Source organism: Ralstonia mannitolilytica (assembly GCF_905397375.1).
Taxonomy (GTDB): domain Bacteria; phylum Pseudomonadota; class Gammaproteobacteria; order Burkholderiales; family Burkholderiaceae; genus Ralstonia; species Ralstonia mannitolilytica.
In genome coordinates, this window is the sequence record NZ_CAJPVG010000010.1 from 14,836 (window position 1) to 31,434 (window position 16,599).

Consider the following 16,599-nt stretch of genomic DNA (forward strand, 5'->3'; position numbering starts at 1 on the left):
CTGCACCGTGGCCTCAAACCGGACCGGTGCTGTTGTATTTACCCGTTTTTTCCGCACGTTAACCCGCCTTAACATGCCTGCCGCTATGATCTCGCGGTTATAGACCGGCACATTCTGCAATCGCCGGCCCTCCTCAGTCTTGCCGACGATTCCTCCATGAAGCTCACACGCAAGCAGATCGCCGCCGGCGCGATTGTCCTGGTGGCTGCCGGTGCGGCAGTGGTGCAGATGGTCTGGCACCCGTTTGGCCGCACGCGCGCGCTGCACGCCCGCCAGGTCCAGCTCGACCTGACCTACCCCGATGCGCTCATCGACAGCCAGAGCCTGTCGCAACTGCCGCGCGACGTGCTGCGTGTGCCGCTGCTGCGCGACGTCCTGACCGAAGATTTCGTCGCCTATTACGAAGGCAACGAAGACCGCCTCTCGGTGGCCGGTGCGCTGCGCCGCCTAGCGTACGAGCAGAAGCTCGACCTGGCCGAGACCGTGCTCAGGCACGTGTTTGACGAGCCCGCGCGCGTGATGCTGTGGCGCGGCCCGGACGACAAGCTGCGCTACTGGGTGCTCTCGATGCAGCGCAACGGCCTGGCCAAGGCGCTGGAAGCCGTCGCCACCGTGGCAACGAGCGATGCACAGCTCAGCAAGGTCGCCGATGGGCTGGGCGATTCGGGCGCGCCGGTCTATGCGCTCAGGCTTTCGGCCACGCGTTCGATCCTGATTGCCAGCAAGGGCGACCGGCTGATCGCGCTGTCCGAGCCGGGCATGCTGCTGGACAAGGACGGCAAGCCGATTGCCAAGCAGGCGAATGCGCTGGCGGCGCTGTTCTCCGACGATGCGGACAAGCGCAACGTGCAGGGCACGGCGTACGCGCTGCCCGCGCAGCAGCCGACGGGCCATCACGTTGTGGTGAGCGCCAACTATCTGTCGTTCGGCTATCAGCAGTACTTCCCCGGCATTGAAGCGCTGCGTTTCGACTTCGGTGCGGGCAAAGACGGCGTGGGCAACGGCTGGCAGAGCGCCGCGCTCATCGACCCGGCCCGGCTTTCTGCGAAGTGGGATAACGCTGGGCTCTGGCGCGCGCTGCCGTCTGACCCTGCCGCGTGCGCGACGCTGCCGGTCGACTGGAAGGCCGCCGGCACGCTGCTGAAGTCCGTGGCGGGCGATGCCAAGGAGATCAGCGACGCCGCCGCGCATGTCGGCGGTGCATTTGCGGGCCCGGCGGCTGCGTGCTGGTACGGCAAGTCGTCGCTGGTGGCGCCGTTGTTCGTGGCGAAGCTGGCATCGGCGTCGCAGGCCGAGGCGGTCAAGCCGGCGCTCGGCGCGCTGTTCGGCCAGATTGTCGGTTCGTACGAAGCCAAGGCGCAGGCCGACGACAAGTCCGGTCCGTACAAGCGCCTGCCGGTGACGACAAAGCAAGGGCCCGCCAACGCCACGCTGTGGCAGCGCCCGGTCAGCGCGCGCTACGGTACAGCGCAATCGGCTGGCGCACCGTTTGCGGCGCAGCTGTCGGCGGATCGCTACTTCCCGGTCACGCTGGCGATTGCGGGTGACGTGGTCGTGTTCTCGCCGGACGCGCGCCTCGTTGAAGACGCCCTGGCGGTGCTCGCCAAGCGCTTCCCCGCCGTGGCAGATAGCCTGCCGAAGGACAAGACCGATCGCATCGTCCTGACGATGACGCCCGCAGCGCTCGCGCCGCTGGTTCGCCGCGAAGCCGGGGCCGCGCTGCCCGCCGATCAGGAAGCGGTGTTCCTGAACGCGGCACAGACGCATCTGTTTCCGAAGCTGAAAGCACTGTCGCGGTACGCGCCGGTATCGCTGGCGCTGGACGGCGGTGTGCCGTCGGCGCGCGGCTGGGTGCCCGTGACGTGGCTGTCGAGCGGCCGCGGTCTGCCTGCCGGTGGCGATGGCACGCCGCCCCCGGCTGACGCAACGGCAGCGCAAGCCCCGTCGGCCGACGCGCCCGCCACAGTGGCTGCGGCGCCCGCCTCCGAAGACAACACCAGCATGCAGCAATGACGTTGCGCGCCCAGGCCGCCGCGTTGAACCGCCGCCGTTGGTTGACGGCGGCGGGCGCCTGCCTGCTCGCTCCGTCTGTGCATGCGCTGTCGGGCTGGGCCGACACGGCTCCGGCGGATGCCGATGCCCTTACGGCGGACCAATCGAGCGTGTTTCGCGCGTGGTTCGTTCGCATCGTCAACGAGCAGCTTCGCCAAGGCCCGACCCCGCGCTGGACGCACCGTGACTGCGCCGGCCTCGTGCGCTTTGCCGCCGGCGAGGCGCTGCGCCCCCACGACGCCCGCTGGCTGCGCGCCAACGGCATGCGCGATGCGGAATCCACACGGCAACTGCCGCCCGAGCTGAATCTCACGCCCGCCCAACGCACGCTTACGCAGCGGTGGGCACGCTTCGATGGCAGCACCGGCGCGTATGTCTCGGCGCTGGGGCTCATCCAGCAGAACAGCCGCTTCATCGCCAAGGACGTCAACCAGGCGCTCCCGGGCGATCTGCTCTTCTTCGATCAAGGCGACGACCAGCATCTGATGATCTGGATGGATCGCTACATCGCTTACCACACCGGCACCGTCACCCGCACCGACAACGGCCTGCGCGCGGTCCCGGTTTCTGAACTGATGCAATGGAAAGACTCGCGCTGGCAGCCGCAGAGCGGCAACCCCAACTTCATCGGCGTGTTTCGTCTGGCCTTTTTGACACGGTAGAAAAACGCATGCGCAACCGTTGGCTGTCGTTCAATCTCGTTGCCGCCGTCTGCGTGACGGTGCTGGCGTTGGTCGCTTCGGTGCCCGCAGCGCACGCGGCAGACGCGCCGAACCCAACGCTGTTCGACGTACCGGGCAGCGGCTACGAGCCGATCAAGGGCCAGCCGTTCTTCCTGCTCTCGGATGCGAGCTACGGCACCGATCAGGAAGCGCTGGTCCGCCTCGAAGCCCCGGGCCGCGAATACAAGGACGAACTCTCCCGCTACGGCGGCGCAGACGTCCTCGTCTACCGCGTGCCGCAGCCGCTGGAATTTCTGAAGGCGCAGAAGAACCTGCACCGCATCGACGTCAAGGCCAACTACACGGGCGAAGGCCTGGCCAACACGCTCGCCTATCTGTGGGACAACTGGGCGCGCCAAGCCCGCCGTGCCTGGCAGCGCGTGTTGTCGTTCGCCACGCGCAGCAAGGCCGTGGAGGCCGCGCCGCAGTTCAGCATGGGCGACCAGATGACCGCGCCCACGCGCTTCTCGAACAACCCGCAATACGCGCCGCTCAAGGGCTACGAGCTGCTGGGCCGCTTCCGCTACCCGATCTGGGATGCCAAGCCGATCGCGCCGCCCAAGGACGTGAAGCTCGAAGGCAGCAGCAGCGAATGGATGCCGCAGAACGCCGGCAACGTGATGATCCCGGTCGGCAAGCTGCCGGCGGGTCTGTACATCGTTGAAGCCGTGATTGGGGCGTACCGTGCGCACACGCTGCTATTCGTGTCGGACACCGTGGCCGTCACCAAGGGCACGTCGCAAGGGATGATGGTGTGGACGGCCGAACGCAAGAGCGGCAAGCCCGTCGGCGGCGCGTCGGTGAGCTGGACCGACGGCGTCGGTGTGCTGGCCTCGGGCACCACCGAAGCGGACGGCACGGCCGATCTGCGTCACGTGTCCCCTGAACGCAGCTACGTGATTGGCAGCGACCGCGCGGGCGGGGTGTTCATCTCCGAGAATTTCTATTACGACAGCGAGATCTACAACACCAAGCTGTACGCCTTCACCGATCGCCCGCTGTATCGGCCGGGCGACGAAGTGAGCGTCAAGTTCATCGGCCGCAATTTCAAGAACGCAACCGAATCGACGGTGCCGGCGGCCGGCGACATCAAGCTGCAAGTCCTCGACCCGAATGGTGCGCCGGTGGCCACGACGACCACGCGCCTGACGGGCGAGACGGGCGCTGACGCGCGCTTTACGCTGCCGTCCAACGCGCCGGCCGGCGGCTACTCGCTGCGCTTCGACTACAACGGCGGCACCTACGGCGGCGCCTTCCGTGTGGCTGAATACATCAAGCCGCACTTTGACGTAAACCTGTCGCTCGACAAGGCCAGCTACGGCACGGGCGAAGCGGTCAAGGGCAAGATCAGCCTGCGCTATCCGGACGGCAAGCCGGTCAAGAACGGCAAGGTGTCGGTCAGCCTGCGCGCGCAACAGGTGACGATGGTGGAGGGCGAGCTGCGTTACGCGGGCCTGTTCCCCGTCAAGCTGGAGCAGCAGGAGCTTGTCACCGATGGCGACGGCAACGCCAAGCTGGAGCTGCCCGCCGCCAAGGAACCGAGCCGCTACGTCGTGACCGTGTTTGCCAACGATGGCGCGGCGTACCGCGTGAAGGTCACGCGTGAATTGCTGATCGCCCGTGGCGCGACGCCGTACAAGCTGTGGACCACGTCGAACTTCACCACGCCGGGGCAGAACGTGTCCTTCACGCTCACGCCGATGCCGGTGGTGGCGGGTGCGACCGGGCCGACGGCACCGCCGGCCAAGTGGGATCTCGTCCGCCTGGAGACGCGTACCCGCACTGAAGGCACGCTCGCGCCGGATGCCAAGGGCAACGCCACGTTCCCGGTCAAGTTCGACCAGCCGGGCTCATACACGCTGTCGGTGCGTGATGCTGCTGGCAACCTGCTCGCCGCATCGAGCCACTGGGTGGCCGGCGACGGCGTGCAGACCGTGCCGGGCAACATCGAAATGGTGTTCGACCGTGATCGCTACCAGATTGGCGACACGGCCGAAGCGCTGATCACGTTCCCCCTGCCGGTGGACGACGCGCTGCTCACGCTCGAGCGCGACAAGGTCGAGCGCCACGCGCTGCTCACGCGCGGCGGCGAATGGCTGAGCCTGCAGAAGGTCACGCCGTCGCAGTACCGCGCGCGCATCAAGATCGGTGCAGAGTTCGCGCCCAACATGACGTTCTCAGTGCTGTACGTGCGCGACGGCGACATGGTGTTCCAGAACGCCGGCATCGTCGTCACGCAACCGACGCTGGACCTGGGCGTGCATGCGGACAAGGCCGTCTACGCGCCGGGCGAGACCGTCACGCTGGACCTGACCAGCGCGCTGGCGGGCAAGCCTGTGCCGGCCAACCTGACCGTCTCGGTGGTCGACGAAATGATCTACGTGCTGCAGCCTGAAGTGGCGCCGAGCATCGTCGACTTCTTCTATCACCCGCGCCGCAACAGCGTGCGCACCACGTCGAGCCAGAGTTTCATCAGCTATGACCTCGCGCTTGCGTCGCTGCCGGGCAAGCCGGGCGGCACGTACGGCCGTCATAACGAGCGCGGCGTGAAGGTGCTCGAACGCCCGCGCCGCGACGAGAAGGACACCGCTGCCTGGGTCGCCAACCTGCAGACCGGCGCCGATGGCCGTGCGCGCATGACCTTCAAGATGCCGGATTCGCTGGCGCGCTGGCGCATAACGGTGCGCGCGGTGTCCACCACCGGCACATCGGACGGCATCGTTGGCCAGCGCACGGCGAGCATCCGCTCCGACAAGCCGCTGTACCTCAAGTGGACCGGCCCGCAGCGCTTCCGCGAAAGCGATCAGCCGCGCCTGGACATGGTCGCCTTCAACCAGACCGACAAGGACATCACCGCCGACTGGATCGTCTCGGGCGCCGGCCTGAACATCAACCAGCGCGTGACGCTCAAGCGCGGCGCCAACTACCTGCGCGCGCCCGTCACGGCGCTGCAGGCGGGTGTGGTCAATGCCGAGCTGAAGCAGGGCGACAAGGTGTCGGACCGCCTGCAGACCACGCTCAGGCTGGATGCGACCGGCTGGCTGGCGGACCGCGAAAACGTCGTCCCGCTCACGCAGTTGCAAGGCACGCGCCTGCCGCTGGGCCTGCCCGCCGATGCGCGCGACGTGCGTCTGCGCGTGGTCGGCAACACGGCCAGCCAGTTTGCTCGTGTGGCCGATGACCTCATCGAATATCCGTACGGTTGCGCCGAGCAGACCGCCAGCCGGCTGATTCCGCTGGCACTGGCCCAGCAGAGTCTGGCGGCCACTGGCACGCGCCTCGGCGACGGCGGCCCGGCCGGCACCCAGGGCGTCGACGCGCTGCTGCGCACGCAACGCCAGCGTCTGGCCCTGCTGGCCGGCACCAACGGCACCTTCGGCTGGTGGGGCGAGCTGACCACCAGTAGCGCGCTGATCACGTCGTATGCGTATTACGCGGATTGGCTTGCCAGCCGTTCAGTCGGCATCAGCCTGCCGGCAGACAACTGGAAGCAGGTGCTCGAAGCCTACAAGCGCACCAGCCAGAACGAGCCGCTGCTGCACCGCGCGCTGGCGCTGTGGTTCGCCAACGAGATGGGCTTGCCCGTGGCGACGCCGCTGTCGGGCGTGGCGAACGAGCTTGCGCCCAGCGGCGGTAAGGCGCCCAAGGCCTCGGCCGACGCCGACCCCGCCGCGGGCGACAGCCTGATCTTCGTGGCGCCGGATTCGCCGCGCGGCCGTCAGGTGGCGACGGTGCTGACGGCACAGCTGATGCGCCAAGTCGGCCAGCCGGTGCCGGAAGCGCTGGTCTCCGCTGACATCGCCGCGCGCAATGCGTTGGCTGCCGACACTTCTCCGCTGGTGCAAAGCCTGCTGCTGATGGGCGGTGGCCGCTCGGCTGCCGACCCGGCACCGCTGCTGGCCCGCGCCAGCGCCGCCATGCCGACGATGGACCGCGCTGTGGCGCTGGTCTGGCTGCAGAAGGGTTTGGGCGGCCTGCAAGGCGCCAGCGTTGCCACCATCCAGCCGGCCGTCTCGGCGGGCGGCTGGCTGGCGACGCGCTCGCCGGTCGGTGTGCCGACGTGGCGCTGGACCGGCGCGCAAGCCCCCGCCGCGCTGGACCTGACGACGGCGCCGACCGATGTGACCACGCAATCGGCCATCGTGTCGTACCGCAGCCGCGCGCCGGAAGCGTCCAGGCTGCCGATCACGGTCGAGCGCAAGCTGTATCGCCTGGAGCCGACGGACGCGCCCAAGGCCGACACGAAGGCCGCCAAGCAGCCCGTAGCCGGCGCGGGCAGCACCAGCGGCATCACGCTCAAGGCCAAGCCGGTCAAGCCGGGCGACACGCTCGACAGCAATGCGCTCTACGTCGACGAGGTCGTGCTGACGCCGCGCCAGGGCACGTACCGCTACGGCCTGGTCGAGGTGCCGCTGCCGCCGGGCGCCGAAGTGGAGGCCACCACGTGGGGCATCCAGATCGACGGGCTGAAGGGTGAGCCGAACGAAGGCAACGGCCCGCAGCCGTTCGAGCGCAAGGCCGCGTATGAAATGGGTCAGCTCTCGTACAACCAGCCGGTGCCCGCGCTGGAGCGCCCGACCGTGCTGCGGCAGCTCGTGCGCTTCTCGCTGCCGGGCCGCTTTGCGCTGCCGCCGGTGCGCTACTTCCGCATGTACCAGCCGGAAGCCAAGGCGTTCCAGGGCGACGGCAAGACGGCCAGCTATCCGTTCAAGGTGGAGTGATCAGCGATGCCTTCCCGCCTGCTTGCGCGCGGTGTGCTGACCGGCCTGCTCTGGGCTGGCGGCGCGCTCGCGCTTGCCGGGCAGGCCGGACACGCCATCGCCGCGCCGGTTGGCCAGCCGGTTCCGCCACTGAAATATGCCGCGTTGCAGGGCGATGACGCCAAGCTCTGGCAGTTCAGCGCTGACCCGGCCGGCGGCGTGCCGCAAGCCACCGCGTTGCCGCGCGACGCCGAAACACCGCTCGGCAGCGTCTGGAAACTCTTCGTCTACAGCTACCTCGTCTCGCGCCGCATCAGCACGCCCGACTACACGTGCCACGGTAACGACCCCGAAGAGGTCTACTGCTGCACCGCCGGCAACAGCATCGACCGCGAGCGCGCGCTCATCCAGTCGTGCGGACGCTATTTCGAACCGGCGCGTCTCGGGCTGGACCGCGCGGATTGGCGGCGCTTCTGGCAGCAAGCCGCGTCGCCCACGTGGCTGCGCGAGCTGCGAGCCATGCAGCCGACGCATCGCGTGCCGGTCGCCGATCTGCTCGCGGCATTGCGCAGCGTGCCGGCGGAGGGCCGCGAGACCGCCGCGCAAACGCTCATTTCCGTGCTGACCATCGGGCGCGGCGAGGGCACGGTCTCGCACTTCGGTGGCCTGCTGCGCGCCAAGACGTGGACGATGCCCGACCCGCAACGGCCGGGCGCGTCAATCGGCGGGGCCGCGGGCTGGCTGGCCGACGGCACGCCCGTCTGGCTCGGCGGTGCCGGGTCGAGCAACCAGGTGCTGGCCGCTGCCGCACCGCGCCTGACGCCGCTGATCGAACAGACGCCCGTGCCCGACGACGATGCCTGTGTCGTGGTGGACTTCTTTGCGCGCTATCCGATTCGCGAGGTGCGCGACGCCAGCGGCAAGCCGGTCGCCGCCGGTCGCCTGGAAGGCCGCTACGCCGTGCGCTTCGTCAACGGCAACACGCTGCCGATCGAGAGCCGGGGCGAGTTGACGCTCGCGCGCCCGAACAACGTGCCCGTCATCACTGGCCGCCTGGGCATGAACGATTACGTGGCGCGCGTGGTCGAGCGCGAAGGCGAGCTTGCCGAGCCGCAGGCCGCGCGTGCGTTGGCCGTGGCGGCGCGCAGCTACCTCGTGCAGCACGCCTCGCGTGACAAGGGCTGCTACCGCATCGCCGACAGCTCGCGCACGCAGCGCGTGCTGCCGCGCCCGCCGCAGGCCGCTGCGCGCAACGCAGCCGAATTTACCGACGCGCTGGTGCTGACCGGCCAGTCCGTGCAGTACCACGGCACCATCAGCGCGCGCGGCCAGATGAGCTGGACCGCGGCGCGCGCCGCCGCGCAACGCGGCCAGGGGTTCGACGCGATCCTCGCGCAGTGGTGGCCGCAGGCGACGCTCACGTCGTTCCAGAGCCCGGTGGGGGGAGATTGCTCACCGGTGGCGGGTGCGCAGCAGTGGCTGCAGGCGCGCGCGCCGGGTTGGTCGGCCCGCCTGGCTGCCGAGCCAGGCTACGAGGCGCCGCCGCTGCCCGCCGTGTGTGTCGTGCACGAGGGCCGGCCGTACGCTGATGCACGCCGCAACCGGCTCTACGTGCATCGGCTTGCGACCGAGGAAGACCGCATCGCGCTCACGCACGAATATCTGCACCTTGCCTTTGCGCGTCACCCGCGCGGGCAGGACGAACAGTTTGTCGAGGCGATGGCGCGTCGCCTGATCCGAGGGGAGGGTTTGCTGTGAAGAGTGGGATAACGCGCTTGGCGCTGGGCACCGTTGCGCTGCTGCTGGCCGCTTCGGCGCTGGCTGAGCCGGTGGCCGATCTGGAAGGGCCGATCGGCGGCTGGCGCAACAGCAAGCTGACCAACGAGCTGGAGCAATACACCGCGGCGTATCCAAAACCGCCCGTGGACCGTGGCGCGCAAAAGTACCGCACGCTCATCGCCGGACGCATCCGCGCGGCCGGCAAGCAACGCCGCCCGCCGGTGCTTGTCGTCAACGGCAACGCCATGCCGCTGTATGGCGATGGCGAAGGCCGCTTCGCCCGCCCCTGGGCGTTCGGCCCGGGCTCGAACAGCGTCGAAATCGTCAGTGCCGACGGCCAGTCGCGCCAACGCCTGCAGTTCTACGAGGCCGACACCACCAAGACGTCGGCCAAGCTGCGCGCTGTCCTCACGTGGGACGACCCGCGCGCCGAGGTCGACATGCACGTCATTTCGCCGATTGGCGATCACGCGTTCTGGGCGCAACCGCTGCTGTCCGACGGCGGCGGCCTCGACGTCGACAGCGTTGACGGTGCCGGGCCGGAGATCTTCTCGACCGCCGCGCCGCGGCCCGGCGTGTGGCTGTTCTACGTGAACTACTGGGGCAACTTCAACGCCGGCGGCTACAACTTCGACGAAAAAGCGCACGACCGCGATCTCATCACCGCGCAACTGACGCTCATCTATAACGAGAACACGCCCAACGAGCGGCGCGAGTTCGTGACCGTACCGCTGCGCAAGATCGGTGAGCTGGCGCTGATGAAATCGATCCGCTTCTAAGGCGATCCGCATGACGCTTTCCACTTTCCGTCTTGCCGTCGCGATTGCGCTGGCCACGTTTGCGGCCGCGGGCAGCGTGCTCGCGCAAACCGACACCGGCAATGTCGAGATCGCCGCGCCGCTCAACGGCTGGCGCAATTCCGCGGGCGACGAGTCCCGCTACACGCAGGACGTGCATTACCCGGCGGTGTCGGTGTCCACGCCGCAAGGGCAGGGCGTGGCGTCGATGATCGCCGGGCGCATCCGCAACCAGCCGAAGGCGGCCGCAGCAACCGACGAGAACAAGCCGCGCCGCCGCCGTGGCGCCGATGGCGCGTCGGTCGGCACGCTGATCGTCAACGGCGTGGCCATGCCGCAGCGCATCGAGGCCGACGGCACGTTCTCGCGTCCGTACGCATTTGGCGCGGGCAGCAACAGCGTCGAGGTGCGCAGCGCGCGCGGCGACGCCAAGCGCGTGCAGTTCTACGACAGCTACACCGGCAAGCAGCGTCCGCGCTTGCGCGTGGTCCTCGCGTGGGACACCGACGGCACCGATCTCGACCTGCATGTCATCTCGCCCGACGGTCAGCACGCCTGGTACGGCAACCGCGTCGTTGAAAACGGCGGCGCGCTCGACGTGGACGTCACCACTGGCTACGGGCCCGAGATCTATTCGAACCCGGCGCCGGTGCCCGGCACGTACCTCGTCTACGTGAACTATTACGGCAGCGGCAACGACCGCAGCGCGATCACCACCGCCACCGTCACCATCATCACCGACGAGAACACGCCGTCCGAACGCCAGCAGACGTTTGTCGTGCCGATGCGCAAGGCCGGCGATCTGACGCTGCTCCGCAGTTTCACGATGAAGTAGCCCACACGACCGGAGCCGCCATGGACACGCAGACCGTTGCCGCCTACGACGCGCTCGCCGAAACCTTCGCGCAGGAGTGGCGCGACCAGCCGGCGCCTGAAGACCTGTACGCGCTGCTGCGCCGCGAGTTCAAGGCAGGCGGTGCCACCGCCGACATCGGCTGCGGCGCGGGGCGCGAGGTGGCGTGGCTCAACGCCAACGGTTACCCGGCGGTCGGCTACGACGCGTCTGCCGCGCTGCTGGAAGCGGCACGCGAGCAATATCCAGGGCTGTCGTTCCGGCAGGCGGTCTTGCCTGAATTGGTCGGCATTGCCGAAGGTGCGTTCGACAACGTCCTCTGCGAGACCGTCATCATGCATCTGCCGCCTAGGCAGATTGGTGCGGCGGTGCAGCGGCTGGTGTCGTTGCTGCGCCCGGGCGGCACGCTGTATCTGAGCTGGCGCGTCACGCCCGACGCCGACCAGCGCGATGGGCGCGGCCGGCTGTTCACGTCGTTCGATGCGGCGCCCGTGCGCGAGGCGCTGGCCGGCACTGAAGTGGTTTTCGACGAAGCGGCCGTTAGCCAATCGTCGGGGCGGACAATCCATCGCATCGTTGCGCGCAAGGTCTGACCGCAGCGTTTCCGACAATCCGACTGTCCTGATTGACCGCCCCTCGGCGGGGTTTGTCACAATAGCGGTTTCGCCCAGCCCGCGCGTGACATCGCGCGCACCCGCCGTCCCGATGTACGACTCTCCCGCCATAGACCACGCGCTGCAGGCGCTGCCCGAAGACACCGCCGCCGCGACGCATGCGGTGCTGCACGATGTGTTCGGCTACAGCGCCTTCCGCGGCCCCCAGGCGGAAATCGTCGCGCACGTCGCCGACGGCGGCGATTGCCTCGTGCTGATGCCGACCGGCGGCGGCAAATCGCTCTGCTATCAGATTCCGGCGCTCGTGCGGCACCGGCGCGGGCAGGGCGCCGGCATCGTCGTGTCGCCGCTCATTGCGCTGATGCAGGATCAGGTGGCCGCGCTGGAAGAGGCGGGCGTCCGCGCCGCGTATCTCAACTCCGCGCTGACGGGCGCCGAGGCCGCGCAGGTCGAGCGCGATCTCGCGGCAGGGCGGCTGGACCTCGTCTACGTGGCGCCCGAGCGGTTGATGACGCCGCGCTTTCTCGAGCTGCTTGAGCGATCGCGCATCGGCCTGTTTGCTATTGACGAAGCGCACTGCGTATCGCAGTGGGGGCACGATTTCCGGCCCGAGTACATTCAGCTCTCGGTGCTGCACGAGCGCTTCCCGCACGTGCCACGCATTGCGCTCACCGCCACGGCCGATGCGGTCACGCGCGACGAGATCATCGAACGGCTCGCGCTCACGGGTTCCCGCGTCTTCCTCTCCAGCTTCGACCGCCCGAACATCCGCTACACCATTGTCGAGAAGGACAGCGCGCGGCAGCAGCTGCTGCGCTTCATCCGGGCCGAGCACATGGACGGCGACACCTGCGACGCCGGCATCGTCTATTGCCTGTCGCGCAAGAAGGTGGAAGAGACCGCGCAGTGGCTGGCCGAGCAGGGCATCCGCGCGCTGCCGTATCACGCCGGGATGGATTCTGAAGTGCGCGCCCGCCATCAGGCGATCTTCCGCAAGGAGGAGGGCGTCGTGATGGTGGCGACCATCGCTTTCGGCATGGGCATCGACAAGCCGGACGTCCGCTTCGTTGCGCACCTCGATTTGCCCAAGAGCCTGGAGGGCTACTACCAGGAGACTGGCCGCGCCGGCCGCGACGGCCTGCCCGCCAACGCGTGGATGGCCTACGGCTTGGCCGACGTGGTGCAGCAGCGCCGCATGATCGACGAATCCGATGCGGACGATGTGCACAAGCGCGTCTCCACCGCCAAGCTCGAAGCGCTGCTCGGCCTGTGCGAAGCCGCAACCTGCCGCCGCGTGGCACTGCTTGCGTACTTCGGCGAAAGCAGCCAGCCCTGCGGCAACTGCGATACGTGCCTCACGCCGCCGCAAACCTGGGATGCCACGCGCGAGGCGCAGATGGCGCTGTCGTGCGCATACCGCGTCCAGCAAGCCAGCCGCGTGAGTTTTGGCGCGGGCCAGCTCATCGACATCCTGCGCGGCAACGCGACCGAGCGGGTCAAGCAGTGGCACCACGAAACGCTGTCGACGTTCGGCATCGGCAGCGCGCTGTCGGAAGCGGCGTGGCGCAGCGTGTTCCGCCAGTTGGTCGCACAAGGCCTGTTTGCGGTCGACCACGGCGGCCATGGCGCGCTGATCCTCACCGATGCGGCGCGTCCGGTGCTCAAGGGCGAGCAGCGCGTGATCCTGCGCCGTCAGACAGAGAAGGCGCGCGGCACATCGTCCTCGTTGACGAAGAAGGAGCGCCGCGCCGATCCGGCCGCCGATCTTTCGCCGGAGGCGCAGGTGCGCTGGCAGGCGTTGCGCGCGTGGCGGACTCAGGCCGCGCGCGAGCATAGCGTGCCGGCGTACGTCATCTTCCACGACAGCACGCTCGCGCACATTGCCCAGACCGATCCGGATTCGCGCGAGGCGCTGGGCGAGTTGCCGGGCATCGGCGTGGCCAAGCTGGACCGGTATGGGCAGGCGCTGCTCGACGTGTTGGCGAAGTGCCGCGAAGCGGCCTAGCTGGCTGCCAGGGGCAGTGGCCCCATCACGCCAGTGCGCGCCAGATGCTCGCCAAGAAAATCGACGAACGCGCGCACCTTCGGGAGCAGATGGACGCGCTGCGTGAACACGGCGTGCAGCGGCACTTCGCGCGCGGTGTAGTCAGTCAGCACGGCCTGCAGGCGCCCGGCCGCGATGTCCTCCCGCACGAGGTACGCCGGCCCCAGCGACACCCCCAGCCCTGAGCGCGCCGCCTCGCGCAGCACGAGGCTGTTGTTGGCCAGCATCGAGCCGGACACGTGCGCCACATGGCGCTGGCCTGCCGTATCCGTGAGGATCCAATCGTACGGCCCGTCGTAATTGGCATAGACGAGGCAGTTGTGTTGGCGCAGATCGTCCGGCGTGCGCGGAATGCCGTGCTTGCGGAAGTACGACGGCGCGCCGTAGATAGCATGTGCGCAGCTGGCCAGCCGCCGCGCGACGAGCGACGAGTTCTCTAGCATGCCGATGCGGACCGCCACGTCGATGCGCCCAGCGACCAGATCGGCATAACGGTCGTTCATGTCCAGGTCGATCTGCACGGCCGGGTAGCGTGCCTGGAATGCGCCCAGCAGCGGCGCCAGCAATGTCACCGCAAACGAGGCCGGCGCCGACACGCGCAACGTGCCGCGCGCCTCGTCGCGCAGGGTAGTCACGGCCTGCTCGGCGGCGTCCACGAGGGCAAGGCCTTCGCGGCTCTTCTCGAAGAACGCCGCGCCCGCCTCGGTCAGCGACAGGCGTCGCGTCGTGCGTTGCAGCAGGCGCGTCTGCAGCCGCGCTTCCAGCCGCGCGAGCGCCTTGCTGATCACGCCGCGCGACATCCCCATTGCATCGGCCGCCGCCGACAGGCTGCCGCGCTCCACCACCTGCACGAAGACCACCACGTCAGAAAGCCGATCCATATTTGCGCACGTATGGAAACAATATGGCGCCAGAGGCTACCTTAATCTGCGCGAATCGGCTGGCTAGGATGGGGTCTCCGACTCCTCGTCCCGCGCATCATGACCACCGAAGCCCCAGCCGTTCCCAACACGCCCCTCGCCGACGCGCTTCCCCGTGGCGCCACGCCGCTGTTTGCCGCCGCCGTCGGGCTCATCGTCGTGAACCTGTTCGGCATACAGCCGCTCGTCGCCGAGATTGCCGCCAGCATCGGATGGACGACGGCCGCCACCGGGCTGCTGGTGACGGCCACGCTCGTCGGCTACGGCATCGGGCTGCTGCTGCTGATGCCGTTGACCGACCTGCAGGACAACCGCGCGCTAGTCTCGCGCACGCTGTGGGGCGCCGTGGCGTCGCTCGCGCTGACCGCCGTCGCGCGCAGCGGGCAGGTGCTGATGCTGGCCGCCTTCGCTATCGGCGTCACCTCGACCGTCATCCAGATGTTGATTGCGCTGGCCGGGCGCCTGGCGGGCGACCACCGGCGCGGCCGCGTGCTCGGCGACATCATGATCGGCCTGAACCTCGGTATCCTGCTGTCGCGACCGGCTGCGAGCCTGATCGCCGCGCAGTGGGGGTGGCGGGCGTACTACGGCGCCTCCGCCGTGGCGATTGTCGCGCTGGCGGTCGTGCTGCCACGCGTGATGCCGACCTTCGTGCCGCCGCGCGCGCTGTCTTACGGCGCGCTGCTGCGTTCATACGGATGCCTGTTGCGCGCCGAGCCCGTGCTGCGACGCCGCGCTGCCACCCAGGCGCTGCTCATGGCCGCGTTCACCTTGTTCTGGACGGCTGTGGCACTCCGGCTGGCGGCGGCGCCGTTCCACCTGTCGCAGAGCGGCATCGGCGTCTTTGCGCTGTGCGGCGCGGCGGGGGTGGTCGCCGCGCCCGTGGCGGGCCGCCTGGCGGATCGTGGCTTGGTGCGCGTGGGAACGCTGCTCGCCCATGGCATTGCGGCGGCCGGCTTGCTGCTGGCGCTGGCGTCGGCGCTCGTGCCCGGCTTGGGCGTTCCCGTCGCGCTGACGATGCTGGCGGCGGCGGCATTGCTGCTGGATTTCGGCGCGATCGGCGACCAGGCGCTGGGCCGGTACACCGTCAACACGCTGCCGCCCGAAATCCGCGGACGAGTGAACGGGCTCTATACGGGGGCATTCTTTTTTGGCGCTGCGGCAGGCGGCGGGCTTGCGGGCGCGACGTGGGACCGGGTCGGCTGGGTCGGCGTGTCGGTCCTCGCGCTTGGTTTCGTGGCCGCCGCCGCACTGGCCTTCCTGTGGCCGGAGTCCGCACGCCGTGCTGCCCACGCGACACACCGGGGGTGCTGATCGGCACACCGCGCTGCCAGAGCGGTAGCGCGCTTGACGCTTGCAAGACACCCGGCTATAGTGCCAGATTCGAGTTTTTGGCTTCTGGCTCCGCACGTCCGTGCCCGGCAAAGCGCCGTGCAAGGCATCTGAACCAGACGGGCTCGCGCTCTTTGGTCTTGATCTGTTCCCGCAGGTCCTCTTCCCAGAGCGTTCTGCTCGCCACTTCCATAAAACCCGATTGCGCCGTCCGCCTCATAAATGAGGCGTTCACGTTATGTGAGCCGGCGATTTTTCAAAAACCAAGCTGGATTGAACAATGCCAACCATCAACCAACTGGTTCGCAAGCCCCGCGTCTCGGAAAAGCTGAAGAGCAAGAGCCCGGCACTTGAGAACTGCCCGCAGCGTCGCGGCGTGTGCACCCGCGTGTACACCACGACGCCGAAGAAGCCGAACTCGGCACTGCGTAAGGTCGCCAAGGTGCGCCTGACCAACGGTTTCGAAGTCATTTCGTACATCGGCGGTGAAGGCCACAACCTGCAAGAACACAGCGTCGTGCTGATCCGCGGCGGCCGTGTGAAGGACTTGCCGGGTGTGCGTTACCACATCGTGCGCGGCTCCCTTGACCTGCAAGGCGTCAAGGACCGTAAGCAAGCGCGCTCGAAGTACGGCGCGAAGCGTCCGAAGGCAGCCTAAGCTGCGAGGATCGCGCCGCATCTGCGGTCACGGTCTTGTCATGAGCAGGCGGTACAACGGTGCGTTTTTTTGATCGCACTGGCACCGTCGAGTAAGTGGTCACCCGGCTCAGATTGTTGGAAGACAAG

Annotated in this window: 11 protein-coding genes; 10 read left to right on the forward strand and 1 reads right to left on the reverse strand. The window is 68.4% G+C overall.

Annotation, left to right across the window (positions count from 1 at the left end):
• The first annotated feature begins 156 nt into the window (after positions 1-156).
• The 8 genes from KHN96_RS17345 to recQ all read left to right on the forward strand — a co-directional run bounded on the left by KHN96_RS17345 (position 157) and on the right by recQ (position 13,522).
• On the forward strand, positions 157-2,013 hold the full coding sequence (locus KHN96_RS17345) for a DUF2138 domain-containing protein (protein WP_062739626.1): 1,857 nt from the start codon (positions 157-159) through the stop codon (positions 2,011-2,013).
• Positions 2,010-2,714, forward strand: a complete 705-nt coding sequence (locus KHN96_RS17350; RefSeq protein WP_062739625.1) for a DUF1175 domain-containing protein — start codon at positions 2,010-2,012, stop codon at positions 2,712-2,714. Before KHN96_RS17345 ends, KHN96_RS17350 begins: the two co-directional genes overlap by 4 nt.
• 8 nt (positions 2,715-2,722) lie before the next feature.
• On the forward strand, positions 2,723-7,495 hold the full coding sequence (locus KHN96_RS17355) for an alpha-2-macroglobulin family protein (protein ID WP_062739624.1): 4,773 nt from the start codon (positions 2,723-2,725) through the stop codon (positions 7,493-7,495).
• Positions 7,496-7,501: 6 nt separating this feature from the next.
• Positions 7,502-9,232 carry a YfaQ family protein gene (locus KHN96_RS17360; RefSeq protein ID WP_062739623.1) on the forward strand — a complete coding sequence of 577 codons (1,731 nt, stop codon included), beginning with the start codon at positions 7,502-7,504 and terminating at the stop codon, positions 9,230-9,232.
• Complete coding sequence (locus KHN96_RS17365; protein ID WP_062739622.1) at positions 9,229-10,032, forward strand: YfaP family protein; 804 nt, start codon at positions 9,229-9,231, stop codon at positions 10,030-10,032. The genes KHN96_RS17360 and KHN96_RS17365 overlap by 4 nt, the downstream gene beginning before the upstream one ends.
• Before the next feature lie 10 nt (positions 10,033-10,042).
• Positions 10,043-10,885: a YfaP family protein gene (locus tag KHN96_RS17370; protein WP_045785058.1), complete on the forward strand. Its 843-nt coding sequence runs from the start codon at positions 10,043-10,045 to the stop codon at positions 10,883-10,885.
• A gap of 20 nt (positions 10,886-10,905) precedes the next feature.
• The gene (locus KHN96_RS17375; protein ID WP_062739621.1) at positions 10,906-11,496 is read left to right on the forward strand and encodes a class I SAM-dependent methyltransferase; all 591 of its coding nucleotides are present in this window, start codon (positions 10,906-10,908) and stop codon (positions 11,494-11,496) included.
• 112 nt (positions 11,497-11,608) lie between these two features.
• Positions 11,609-13,522, forward strand: coding sequence for a DNA helicase RecQ (gene recQ, locus KHN96_RS17380; RefSeq protein WP_062739620.1), 1,914 nt, complete (start codon positions 11,609-11,611; stop codon positions 13,520-13,522).
• On the opposite strand, the gene KHN96_RS17385 is transcribed toward recQ, so the two are convergent.
• Positions 13,519-14,442: a LysR family transcriptional regulator gene (locus tag KHN96_RS17385; RefSeq protein ID WP_062739619.1), complete on the reverse strand. Its 924-nt coding sequence runs from the start codon at positions 14,440-14,442 to the stop codon at positions 13,519-13,521. The genes recQ and KHN96_RS17385 overlap by 4 nt on opposite strands.
• Positions 14,443-14,541: 99 nt before the next feature.
• Between KHN96_RS17385 and KHN96_RS17390 the strand changes: the two genes are divergently transcribed.
• Positions 14,542-15,795: an MFS transporter gene (locus KHN96_RS17390; RefSeq protein WP_062739618.1), complete on the forward strand. Its 1,254-nt coding sequence runs from the start codon at positions 14,542-14,544 to the stop codon at positions 15,793-15,795.
• 298 nt (positions 15,796-16,093) lie between these two features.
• The gene (gene rpsL / locus KHN96_RS17395; protein ID WP_003265519.1) at positions 16,094-16,471 is read left to right on the forward strand and encodes a 30S ribosomal protein S12; all 378 of its coding nucleotides are present in this window, start codon (positions 16,094-16,096) and stop codon (positions 16,469-16,471) included.
• Positions 16,472-16,599 lie beyond the last annotated feature (128 nt).

Bases quoted from the DNA above. Each gene is read 5' to 3' on its own strand.
- KHN96_RS17355 (WP_062739624.1), top strand. From the start codon at position 2,723: ATGCGCAACCGTTGGCTGTCGTTCAATCTCGTTGCCGCCGTCTGCGTG.
- KHN96_RS17350 (WP_062739625.1), top strand. From the start codon at position 2,010: ATGACGTTGCGCGCCCAGGCCGCCGCGTTGAACCGCCGCCGTTGGTTG.
- KHN96_RS17375 (WP_062739621.1), top strand. From the start codon at position 10,906: ATGGACACGCAGACCGTTGCCGCCTACGACGCGCTCGCCGAAACCTTC.
- KHN96_RS17345 (WP_062739626.1), top strand. From the start codon at position 157: ATGAAGCTCACACGCAAGCAGATCGCCGCCGGCGCGATTGTCCTGGTG.
- KHN96_RS17385 (WP_062739619.1), bottom strand. From the start codon at position 14,442: ATGGATCGGCTTTCTGACGTGGTGGTCTTCGTGCAGGTGGTGGAGCGC.
- rpsL (WP_003265519.1), top strand. From the start codon at position 16,094: ATGCCAACCATCAACCAACTGGTTCGCAAGCCCCGCGTCTCGGAAAAG.
- recQ (WP_062739620.1), top strand. From the start codon at position 11,609: ATGTACGACTCTCCCGCCATAGACCACGCGCTGCAGGCGCTGCCCGAA.
- KHN96_RS17370 (WP_045785058.1), top strand. From the start codon at position 10,043: ATGACGCTTTCCACTTTCCGTCTTGCCGTCGCGATTGCGCTGGCCACG.
- KHN96_RS17390 (WP_062739618.1), top strand. From the start codon at position 14,542: ATGACCACCGAAGCCCCAGCCGTTCCCAACACGCCCCTCGCCGACGCG.
- KHN96_RS17360 (WP_062739623.1), top strand. From the start codon at position 7,502: ATGCCTTCCCGCCTGCTTGCGCGCGGTGTGCTGACCGGCCTGCTCTGG.